Raw genomic sequence first — 8,801 nt, 5'->3', positions numbered from 1 at the left:
TCTTCTGCCTGTCGAAACAGGCTTCGATATCGTCTTGCGAGTGCCCACACAGATTGTCTGATAAATTGTTAAAGAGCAGTGCGTTAGCAACACTTGGTTGGTAACGCGAGGTGCGCATATTACGCTTTCCTCATTCAGAGTCAACATTTAATTTCGTTGAATTTCTCTGTTCTCTTTGCCGGTCACTTAACTACTTGATTCGTTGTGTGCCGTCTCGATGGATGCGCATTATAGGGAGTCGAATTTTTTGCACAACTCTTTTTTCGTGTTTTTTTCCTGTTTGAATACTTTTCACTCCTTACGTGCAGATCTTGGTCGATCCGCTGTGTTTTCACGGCGATCACCGCGCTCAATTGGTTGTAATTCCATCAGCAAAGACTAGTATTGCCGGTAAAGTACTTTCTTATAAAGAGGCTATTATTATGTCTGATGCTATTCGCCCCTATCTTCATTACTTACCTACTCTAGGTGCACGCGTCATGATCGATAGATCCAGTGTGATCATTGGTAATGTTGTTTTGGGTGATGATGTCAGTGTCTGGCCGTTAGTCGCCATTCGGGGTGATGTCAATCAGGTGAGTATTGGTGCACGTTCTAATATTCAAGATGGTAGCGTGTTACATGTTACCCATCACTCAGAGCATAATCCCGAGGGAAACCCGCTGATTATTGGCGAAGATGTGACTGTCGGGCATAAAGCTATGCTTCACGGTTGCACTATTGGCAATCGGGTATTAGTGGGGATGGGTTCTATTGTGCTAGATGGCGCGGTCATAGAAGATGATGTAATGATTGGAGCAGGTAGTTTAGTTTCCCCTGGCAAGCGATTGGCTAGTGGCCACCTTTATATGGGTAGCCCAGCCAGGCAAGTTCGCCCTTTAACACCTGCTGAATTAGAAGGCCTGCTTTATTCTGCCGGTAACTATGTGCGCTGGAAAGATGACTATTTGGCAGAGACCAAATAGAAGCTAATTTCTGATGCAGGGAATGAGCTATACCTTCTCCCTGCATTGTTCATATCTTTCTATTTAGCTAGCTCATCGCGCAGCTGATTTAATACAGGGGTAATTTCAGGCATGACACCATGCCACAACTGAAAAGCATGCGCGGCCTGCCCCACCAGCATACCCAAACCATCGGCATAGCTTGTCACCCCCAAACGCGTGCTCCACGCTAGAAATGGCGTAGTATCCGCTTGATAGAACATATCGTAACAGCGAGTTTGTGGGCTAATAATATCCATAGGTAAGTTTGGCACTTCGCCATGAATACCCGAAGCTGTCGCATTGATGATTAAATCAAAGGGCTGCCCACTCAGATCTTGCATCTCGATAGCATCTATATCCCCTAAATGATGGAATACTTCTGCAAGTTGCTGCGCGCGTGCATAAGTCCGGTTAGTGATAACGACTTTGCAGCCATATGAAAGTAAAGGAAGGATCACACCTCGAGCCGCCCCACCAGCACCTACCAATAAGATACGATCAGCCGTCTGGATCAAATGCTGTCGTTCAAGATCACTGAGTAAGCCAATGCCATCGGTGTTGTCACCCAACAGACGCCCGTCTTTTAATTGCTTAATCGTATTCACGGCTCCCGCTAGTGACGCACGATCTGTCAATTCGTCACACTTCGCGTGAGCACGTTCTTTAAACGGTGTCGTTATGTTTGCACCTATCGCCCCACCTGCAAAAAAAGACGTTAATGTCTCTTCAAAGGTTTCATTCGGGGCCAAAACCATACCGTAGCAATGTTCAATACCGGTTTGCTCAGCAAAGAGCGCATGGATCCTTGGCGACTTACTGTGCCCAATAGGGTTACCAAACACTGCGAACTTCTGATCCATGCTATTTCCTATCCTTGACGAAATTGTTTACCGGTTAGTGCATCTCTAATTTCAGATGGATTCAAACGCCCACCAACCAAACCAGCCAGCATTGGCAGAGAAGAGCCAAACTGTATTCTGACTTCTTCAGTTGTGCGGCATGGTTCTTGGCCACTTAAATTAGCGCTGGTTGAAACCAAAGGTTTGCCATATTGGGAACAGAGTTGCTGTACGAGTGGATGATCACTCACTCTCACTGCCAATGAATCAAAACTGCCCGTTAGCCAGCGCGATGTCTCAGGACGAGCAGGGATGACCCAAGTTACCGGCCCAGGCCAAACGGAAAAAATAGTCTCTCGCTGTGAATCAGTGAGTGCCGCGTCATCTATATACGGTTTTAGCTGTTCATAATTGGCAGCAATCAGAATCAGCCCCTTCTGCCATGGTCTCTGTTTTAATGCTAATAAAGCATTTACTGCTTTTTCACTATCAGGGTCACAGCCTAAACCAAAAACAGCTTCTGTCGGATAGGCAATAACCTCTTCTTGCTGCAATGCCTGCAACACATGCGACAAAGCGGTTCTATTCTCATTTCTACTCACGTTGTTATTACTCACTGACGACTGCCTTCCCGCATAACTTACTGGCGCAAAAACGTTTTACGCCTTGTGCTGTTCTCTTTTCCATTAACAATGGATAGTGGCAATAAGCACACTCTCCCGCAATGGGTTGCTGATTAATTGTAAATTGGCAATCGGGGTAACGATTGCAGGCATGGAAGACTTTTCCAAACCGAGATTTACGCTGTAGCAATTTTCCTTGTCCACACTGTGGGCAGTCGATCGATGTTTCATCCGGTTTATCAATGACTTCGGTATGATCACATTGTGGATATTGGCTACAACCAATAAACATACCAAAACGCCCTTGCCGTAATACCATATCCGAACCGCATTCAGGGCAATGCTGCCCTTCCAGAACTTTCACGATATGACCATCAGATTGCGCTTTCAATGGGCGCATGTACTGGCAACCTGGATAATTTGAGCAACCAAGGAATGGGCCATGACCGCCGCTGCGAATGACTAACGCCGATCCGCACTCCGGACACGACCCATTATCCTTGGCAGGAACTATTTTTGTCATAACGCCTTCTATATAAAGTTATTTACCCGTGATATTACCACTTAGTGCAAATAACCTTCATTGACTTCAAAAAGTAACTCTTCCATCTGTTGATAAGCGCTTTCATAACCCGGAATGTTAAATAGCACCATCAGCACAACCCACTTGAGATCCTCCAGATCAATCTCATTCGAGTCCAATGCCATAATACGGTCGATAACCATCTCACGAGTATCAAGGTGTAATACCTGAATTTGTTCAAGAAACAGGATAAAACCACGGCAAGTAACATCCAGACGTTGAGACTCTTCTGCCGTATAAATACGCAGTGCTTGCGGGTCAGCGGCATAGAGATAAGGTGCTTTCTGCCCATCTTGTAGGTCAGCCAGAGCCTCTAACCAGTTCAGGGCGTTGTTGATATCCTCACGATAGAAACCTGCTTGTGCAAGATCGTCAGTAATCTTGTCTTGATCAACAAGCATTTCCGACTCGTTATGCATATAAGTTTCAAATAAGTAAATTAGAACGTCGAACATGGCCTGCCCTCCTTAATCGGACATAGCCGCCGGGTACAGCTGCGATCCACCCTGCTAACTCCAGCTCGAGCAATTTGCTTACGATATCTGGCACAGGTTGGCCGGCGCGTTCGGCGACGACATCAACGGGTGTCATCACACAACCTTATATATCAACAACAACCACCTAACACCATGATATTTAATGTAACACTAATCTGCACAAATCCGTACTAATCCAACCAATTTGGGCAAAATGTGGATCACAATCAAACCGACATTCGCCTACCTATTGCACTCACCACCTGCAAAATCGAACCTATACTTTTTCATTCTAGCAGTAGCGCGGAACTCCACAATATTAACCTACTGCTCCAGTGGGTTAAACCTGACAGCATCTTGTAAATGATCTGGGGCAAAGTGTGCATAGGTCATAGTTTGCTGGATATTGCTATGACCGAGTATTTTTTGCAGCGTCAAAATATTGCCACCATTCATCATAAAATGGCTTGCGAACGTATGCCGAAACACCCGCACCGATTGCCCTACTGGTAAGGAGGGAATAACGGCCCGTAGCGTTTCTCTCACAAAATCGTAATCAACCCGCCGGAATAAACGCCCCCCTTCCGACTTATAAATCTCTTTATACAGTTTCGCCGATATTGGAACAGTTCTATTTTTGCCATTCTTCGTATTATTAAAGGTCACCTTATATTTAATTACTGATGCGCTTGTTAACTCCGCCGCTTCTTCCCAGCGTGCACCAGTAGCCAAACACAGCTTGATTACCTTCAAATTGTCACCATCAAAACTCTTAAGTAACAAATCAATCTCTGGTCGTGAAAGGAAATACATTTCACTTTCAGTCTTTTTAATCTTACCGACCCCCTTTAGAGGGTGCGGGCTATGGTAGTGGCCGCTCTCTATAAGAGTGCTAAATACACCACTCAATATCATTTGAGTTCTATTTATTGTGCTGGGGCTAATCCCGCTAGATAGGCGGGCCGCTTTATAGTCTGCAAAAGAACTTTTTGTAACCTGGTCAGCGCGTGGATTCTTCATATCATCGGCTAACTTTTTAAGCCGCTGATAATCATCTTTCCCAGCCTTTAGAGTTTGGCCGTGATACTTCCACCATAACTCTATCAACTCAATCAGTAGGCGGCGGTCTGCCGGCTTCTCTATCCAATCTTTATTATTCTGCGTGGCAATAAGCCACCGCTCATACTGCTGCGCTTCTGATTTAGTATCAAAACGTTTACGCATCCGTTTTCCGTTGCGCCCTTGTGGCCGCACATCAACAAGATACTGACCAGATTCAAGTTTACTTATCGTCATAATCGTCTGGAAGTTCACCCGTTTCTAGTAGAGTGAGTAATTCAGATTCCCTAACTATCATCGTGCCTTTTTTTCTGGCGACTTCCAGCTTTTTAGGGCCAGCGTTATATCCACCACATAGCAAATGTAAATTTACAGTGATGTCATTACGAACAATCATGCCAGCCGCAGCCGCTAACTTTGAAAGTCTTTCCTTATCCGCTTTTTTGAAGCCCGTAAAACAAATTTCTAATGCTCCGCTGAAATCAAGAGGTTGATACATGCCTGGGGATTCATATCTGGTGTAGTTCTTCCTATTTGGGTTAGATACCGTTCTCCCTTCAAAAGAAAAATCACTGAAATCAGTATCGAGTAGTTCCGCTACATAACTATCTGCTTCGGTAGATGTTTCAAAAAAATCAATAACCCGCTCCGCGATGAACGTTCTATAACCACCACGGGTATTACAATAGCCCTGTAGGTAATTCCCATGCAGGCCGGGACTGCTCAGCGTATAAGCCGCAACTTTGTTTTTTGTCGTCACATAAACAAAATGAATCTCTTCCATTTAATTAGCACTCCTTAACTTTCATACCATGCAAGGCGTTCTGAACAAATCCCGCCTTTACCCCAAGAAATGTATATTTTATAGACGGTTAGCCAACCTTCTGGTCGTTTGGGTGGTCGGATGTGTTGTTTGGCCCATCAGGGGAGAGAGCCGGTGATATTTGTCCGGCAGCTTCTGACGTTTTCCCAGTCATTAGCCAGAGTGCGTATTTCTCAAAAATTGGAAGCGCTAAGATTTGTTCAATTACCTTAATCCCCGCATCTCTCTGACCGGTTTCATAATTTTTGATTGTTCCTAAGCCTATCCCTGCAATTTCAGATAGTTGCTGCTGGGTTATCCCCTCAGCTAAACGCATGTCTCTTAATTTTTTTCCATAAGCACTTGACGAGGTCATCATTTAGCGACTAATCTCCACTCTACAAGGTCGCCAAAAGATGACCTTGAATCTTAATAAGTCCGAATAAATCCGAATGTGATCGAAGAGGATAAGTCATGAGCACTCGAAGCACCAAGCCAGTAATAGTAAAAATGCCGGATTGTCCGGTAGTTTTCTGCCTCCCTTATCCAAAATTGACCCTGTCCGCGTATGCAGAAGTTACGGGCCAGACCGTCCGCACCATCCAACAGCAAGCCAATGAAGGGAAACTGACATTGACCAAAAACAAGCCTGGCCGGGAACGCCAGGTAAATATGGTTTATGAATTTCTTGAGGCTTACGAAGAAGCACAGGAAGCATTAAGGCTAAAGGTATAAATGATGCCGTTCTACTATGACCCCATCATTAGCCTACAAACGCTCATGCATGAATCAATCCACGCACTGACTGTTATCAGTGATCACACCAGTGCTTACCGTGGGTTTTCAATTACCAAGTTGAAGCGCAATAAAAGAAACCCGATCACCCGTTACCACGTTCGCCAGGGTGATGAGTCTTACGGCAAGTTTGACGCACTGGCGCAAGCAACTGATTACATTGACCGGTTGTATAAAATGAGGGGATAAAGCCCTCCCTCAAATAAAGCAATTTGCGAAAGGGTTTTATCTTTATTTATTAGCGAGGATTTCTGCATGTCCAATTTTGTAAAAATAAAGAGCGGTAATGATTATCTAATCCTCAATACTGAAATCGTAAATTCAGTATTTAAAAGTGATGGGAAAAGAAAAATAAACTGCAAAGGTGGCTTAACAATTTATACAGATGCAACTTTTGACGATATCACAGCCGCCCTTATTCCATCCAAAGACGCTGGCCCTACAGCCGAAGAATACAGCGACAGCGAAACAATAAACCCCTCTACCCTGGGCGATAGAGTCACAATTCATCGCCGCCGATACTTCGATAATGGCGAAATGGCCGGCTATCTGTTCTTTGGTGTAACTGGTTATGCAACCAAAGAAGAAATAGCGGCAGTCTTTGAAAAACTGCCTCGCTAATACGGACAGAACAATTATGAGCCAACCATTACCGTTCTCGATCGCTGCCAATCAGGTACTAGCGAGATACAAATATAGACAGACTTTCGTTACTAGTGGCCGATGGGAAGCTGCAAATAATTATTCGGAAGTAGTTTGGGCCGCTAACCAATTGCTGGATTTAGCCGGTGCCGCTTCCTATGTTGGCAGCCAAGACGCCGAGCAGATTCGCACTGTTGCCAATCGCTGGCTCAAAGACTGCGTAACACCGCAGGAATTCCCTGAACACGCAGAGGAACCCACAAATGACAGCTAATCAATGTCCGTCACTGGCTGCAATGTTAGTTAACGGCCAAGAGGTCAACCGAGGCCAAGTAACTTGCCGCTTTCATTATCGCGGTTGGTTAGAAACCCCTGATGGCCGTCACTTCCAACCAAATGCAAACAAAGTCTTTTTTATCAGAAATTGCCGCACTCCATTCATGGCAAAGCCTAGGGCTAAACCCCGTTGGTGGGCGCGTCTGATGGGAATATTTGCGTAGGGGGATGTATGGCAAACACCGAAGAGGCCCGCGCGGTACCGCTGACATTAAAAGAGCGTCAGCACGGCCTACAGCATACGGCTGAAATTTGGTGCTTATTCCCCAACAAAAAACACCAGGGAATTATTCCGGCACTGATTAATGAAATGGGCGAGACAGACCCAAAAATGAAGGGTGCCATTTACTATCTGGCAGATATTCCAAGGGCCAGACATGGATTAGCGTTTAAGGAGCTGCTACCGCAAGAGCAGAAAAATTTAGTTGATGCACTGAACAGATGGAGGGCATCGACCAGTTTATTACCGGAACGGATCACCTATATAGATTGTGATCCATTACTGGATAATAAAAGTAATTAAATAAACACCTGAAATTTACAGGCGCTTTACTGCGTCGGGATCTCCATTATCTAAAGGCGGGGTAATAAGAATGGCTGTTGCACCGATAAAATTAACAAACGAGCTAAACGACATAGAACTGGTGGGGCATTTTAATAATGCCCGCCTTTCTGAACGTTTGATGTTGCTTGAAAGGTTAGAAAACAAACTAGCTAAATTAAATAAAGCCAATATTTCTAAAGAAGATGTATTTAAAGAGTTATCCCGTTGGATATCAGAAGTTAAACCCGTTGCTAATTCATCCACTGAAAATAAAGAGGCTCAATAATGGCTACTCATATTAATACTACTAACGCAATTAAAGGGCTGACTTTTGTCACTGAGCATCTCAAAGCCCTTGAGGTACTTTTTATTGGCCCAGATCTCGCGCGGCATTCCATCCAGCATTTAACTACTGCTGGCATTGAAATCTGTCGTCTTAATAGTGAAGCCATTAAATTGCGGGGTGAAATAGCAAAGTTAAAAGAAAACACTATCACCGCCATGCAAGCCGAAACTAAAAGCTACCGTGCACGCTGGAAGACAATTATTGAAACCATCGCTACTACAGATGTCGGACGTGGTCTACTTCACAGTGGCATGGATATTGACATAGTTACCGACAAAGCCGTTGCCATCATAAATAAAACCGAGATCGACCGCAAAGAAGCCTTACGCACAGCGGAAGCATTTCAAAAGGCACAACCCAAAGCGGAACCAACAGAAGATATCTTTGACGCCGCAAGGCGTGAAATCTTCACCAACTATTTTCCCGCCCCCGATGTATTAAGTGCGCTGACTAACCGCCGCGCCGGGCTACTCATACGCGGGCGGTATCGGTTTATTTTAACCGAAATCATTGATGAAGCTGTCCGTGCATCCGAAATACACCCCAAATGGCCGACAGATGCCCTTCATGCCGTATCTATTCTCACTGAGGAATCCGGCGAATTAATGAAGGCGACCATTGAATACCATTATAACAATGGTGATAAGGAAGCTATTCGTCAGGAAGCCATACAAACCGCCGCAATGGCTTTGCGTGTATTGCTGAATATTGACGAATATAAACGACCGTCAGACGAGAAATAAACACATATCACCCTGCCACTTGGTGGC

Annotated in this window: 16 protein-coding genes and 1 pseudogene; 9 read left to right on the top strand and 8 right to left on the bottom strand. The window is 44.8% G+C overall.

The genetic code is table 11. The features are described 5' to 3' along the window. Positions 1-422 precede the first annotated feature (422 nt). Positions 423-965, top strand: coding sequence for a gamma carbonic anhydrase family protein (locus FTB31_RS13730; protein WP_005174588.1), 543 nt, complete (start codon positions 423-425; stop codon positions 963-965). A gap of 59 nt (positions 966-1,024) precedes the next feature. Here FTB31_RS13730 and aroE read toward each other — a convergent pair whose 3' ends face one another. From aroE to FTB31_RS13690, 8 genes and pseudogenes are all read right to left on the bottom strand, one after another. Then, positions 1,025-1,846 (bottom strand): shikimate dehydrogenase, encoded by an 822-nt coding sequence (aroE, locus tag FTB31_RS13725; RefSeq protein WP_227731482.1) that lies wholly within the window; start codon positions 1,844-1,846, stop codon positions 1,025-1,027. Between the two features lie 8 nt (positions 1,847-1,854). After that, positions 1,855-2,427 carry an L-threonylcarbamoyladenylate synthase type 1 TsaC gene (gene tsaC, locus FTB31_RS13720; RefSeq protein ID WP_227731486.1) on the bottom strand — a complete coding sequence of 191 codons (573 nt, stop codon included), beginning with the start codon at positions 2,425-2,427 and terminating at the stop codon, positions 1,855-1,857. 7 nt (positions 2,428-2,434) lie between these two features. Beyond that, entirely contained in the window at positions 2,435-2,971 is a 537-nt protein-coding gene (locus FTB31_RS13715; protein WP_077174963.1) for a DNA topoisomerase family protein, read from the bottom strand. Between the two features lie 41 nt (positions 2,972-3,012). After that, positions 3,013-3,486: a DUF494 family protein gene (locus FTB31_RS13710; RefSeq protein WP_005166401.1), complete on the bottom strand. Its 474-nt coding sequence runs from the start codon at positions 3,484-3,486 to the stop codon at positions 3,013-3,015. Beyond that, positions 3,458-3,631 (bottom strand): annotated as a pseudogene (locus FTB31_RS13705) (DprA-like winged helix domain-containing protein); the annotation flags it as partial. The pseudogene FTB31_RS13705 and the gene FTB31_RS13710, both read right to left, overlap by 29 nt. A gap of 200 nt (positions 3,632-3,831) precedes the next feature. Next, complete coding sequence (locus tag FTB31_RS13700; RefSeq protein WP_227731481.1) at positions 3,832-4,803, bottom strand: phage integrase; 972 nt, start codon at positions 4,801-4,803, stop codon at positions 3,832-3,834. Then, the gene (locus FTB31_RS13695) at positions 4,790-5,350 is read right to left on the bottom strand and encodes a BRCT domain-containing protein (RefSeq protein ID WP_052489973.1); all 561 of its coding nucleotides are present in this window, start codon (positions 5,348-5,350) and stop codon (positions 4,790-4,792) included. Before FTB31_RS13695 ends, FTB31_RS13700 begins: the two co-directional genes overlap by 14 nt. An 88-nt stretch (positions 5,351-5,438) precedes the next feature. Next, positions 5,439-5,747: a helix-turn-helix domain-containing protein gene (locus FTB31_RS13690; RefSeq protein WP_227731480.1), complete on the bottom strand. Its 309-nt coding sequence runs from the start codon at positions 5,745-5,747 to the stop codon at positions 5,439-5,441. 95 nt (positions 5,748-5,842) lie between these two features. Here FTB31_RS13690 and FTB31_RS13685 point away from each other — a divergent pair, with 95 nt between their 5' ends. The 8 genes from FTB31_RS13685 to FTB31_RS13650 all read left to right on the top strand — a co-directional run bounded on the left by FTB31_RS13685 (position 5,843) and on the right by FTB31_RS13650 (position 8,774). Beyond that, positions 5,843-6,103, top strand: a complete 261-nt coding sequence (locus tag FTB31_RS13685) for a hypothetical protein (protein WP_219656031.1) — start codon at positions 5,843-5,845, stop codon at positions 6,101-6,103. A gap of 45 nt (positions 6,104-6,148) precedes the next feature. Continuing rightward, on the top strand, positions 6,149-6,352 hold the full coding sequence (locus FTB31_RS13680; RefSeq protein ID WP_227731485.1) for a hypothetical protein: 204 nt from the start codon (positions 6,149-6,151) through the stop codon (positions 6,350-6,352). A gap of 66 nt (positions 6,353-6,418) precedes the next feature. Next, entirely contained in the window at positions 6,419-6,784 is a 366-nt protein-coding gene (locus tag FTB31_RS13675) for a hypothetical protein (RefSeq protein WP_227731479.1), read from the top strand. A gap of 16 nt (positions 6,785-6,800) precedes the next feature. Beyond that, a complete protein-coding gene (locus FTB31_RS13670; protein ID WP_227731478.1) occupies positions 6,801-7,079 on the top strand; it encodes a hypothetical protein in 279 nt (92 codons plus the stop codon). Beyond that, on the top strand, positions 7,069-7,305 hold the full coding sequence (locus FTB31_RS13665; RefSeq protein ID WP_050917237.1) for a phage filamentation protein Fil family protein: 237 nt from the start codon (positions 7,069-7,071) through the stop codon (positions 7,303-7,305). The genes FTB31_RS13670 and FTB31_RS13665 overlap by 11 nt, the downstream gene beginning before the upstream one ends. A gap of 8 nt (positions 7,306-7,313) precedes the next feature. Next, complete coding sequence (locus FTB31_RS13660; protein ID WP_227731477.1) at positions 7,314-7,664, top strand: DUF5347 family protein; 351 nt, start codon at positions 7,314-7,316, stop codon at positions 7,662-7,664. Positions 7,665-7,734: 70 nt separating this feature from the next. Beyond that, positions 7,735-7,971: a hypothetical protein gene (locus tag FTB31_RS13655; protein ID WP_227731476.1), complete on the top strand. Its 237-nt coding sequence runs from the start codon at positions 7,735-7,737 to the stop codon at positions 7,969-7,971. Beyond that, positions 7,971-8,774, top strand: a complete 804-nt coding sequence (locus FTB31_RS13650) for a hypothetical protein (protein WP_227731475.1) — start codon at positions 7,971-7,973, stop codon at positions 8,772-8,774. The genes FTB31_RS13655 and FTB31_RS13650 overlap by 1 nt, the downstream gene beginning before the upstream one ends. The last annotated feature ends 27 nt before the right edge of the window (positions 8,775-8,801 follow it).

Source organism: Yersinia proxima (genome assembly GCF_902170785.1).
GTDB lineage: Bacteria > Pseudomonadota > Gammaproteobacteria > Enterobacterales > Enterobacteriaceae > Yersinia > Yersinia proxima.
Note: the sequence above shows the minus strand (reverse complement) of the source record. Positions and strands in the feature narration are given on the sequence as shown.

Coding starts and splice junctions, on each gene's coding strand:
- FTB31_RS13730 (WP_005174588.1), top strand. CDS start 423: ATGTCTGATGCTATTCGCCCCTATCTTCATTACTTACCTACTCTAGGT.
- aroE (WP_227731482.1), bottom strand. CDS start 1,846: ATGGATCAGAAGTTCGCAGTGTTTGGTAACCCTATTGGGCACAGTAAG.
- FTB31_RS13715 (WP_077174963.1), bottom strand. CDS start 2,971: ATGACAAAAATAGTTCCTGCCAAGGATAATGGGTCGTGTCCGGAGTGC.
- FTB31_RS13710 (WP_005166401.1), bottom strand. CDS start 3,486: ATGTTCGACGTTCTAATTTACTTATTTGAAACTTATATGCATAACGAG.
- FTB31_RS13700 (WP_227731481.1), bottom strand. CDS start 4,803: ATGACGATAAGTAAACTTGAATCTGGTCAGTATCTTGTTGATGTGCGG.
- FTB31_RS13695 (WP_052489973.1), bottom strand. CDS start 5,350: ATGGAAGAGATTCATTTTGTTTATGTGACGACAAAAAACAAAGTTGCG.
- FTB31_RS13690 (WP_227731480.1), bottom strand. CDS start 5,747: ATGATGACCTCGTCAAGTGCTTATGGAAAAAAATTAAGAGACATGCGT.
- FTB31_RS13685 (WP_219656031.1), top strand. CDS start 5,843: ATGAGCACTCGAAGCACCAAGCCAGTAATAGTAAAAATGCCGGATTGT.
- FTB31_RS13680 (WP_227731485.1), top strand. CDS start 6,149: ATGCATGAATCAATCCACGCACTGACTGTTATCAGTGATCACACCAGT.
- FTB31_RS13675 (WP_227731479.1), top strand. CDS start 6,419: ATGTCCAATTTTGTAAAAATAAAGAGCGGTAATGATTATCTAATCCTC.
- FTB31_RS13670 (WP_227731478.1), top strand. CDS start 6,801: ATGAGCCAACCATTACCGTTCTCGATCGCTGCCAATCAGGTACTAGCG.
- FTB31_RS13665 (WP_050917237.1), top strand. CDS start 7,069: ATGACAGCTAATCAATGTCCGTCACTGGCTGCAATGTTAGTTAACGGC.
- FTB31_RS13660 (WP_227731477.1), top strand. CDS start 7,314: ATGGCAAACACCGAAGAGGCCCGCGCGGTACCGCTGACATTAAAAGAG.
- FTB31_RS13655 (WP_227731476.1), top strand. CDS start 7,735: ATGGCTGTTGCACCGATAAAATTAACAAACGAGCTAAACGACATAGAA.
- FTB31_RS13650 (WP_227731475.1), top strand. CDS start 7,971: ATGGCTACTCATATTAATACTACTAACGCAATTAAAGGGCTGACTTTT.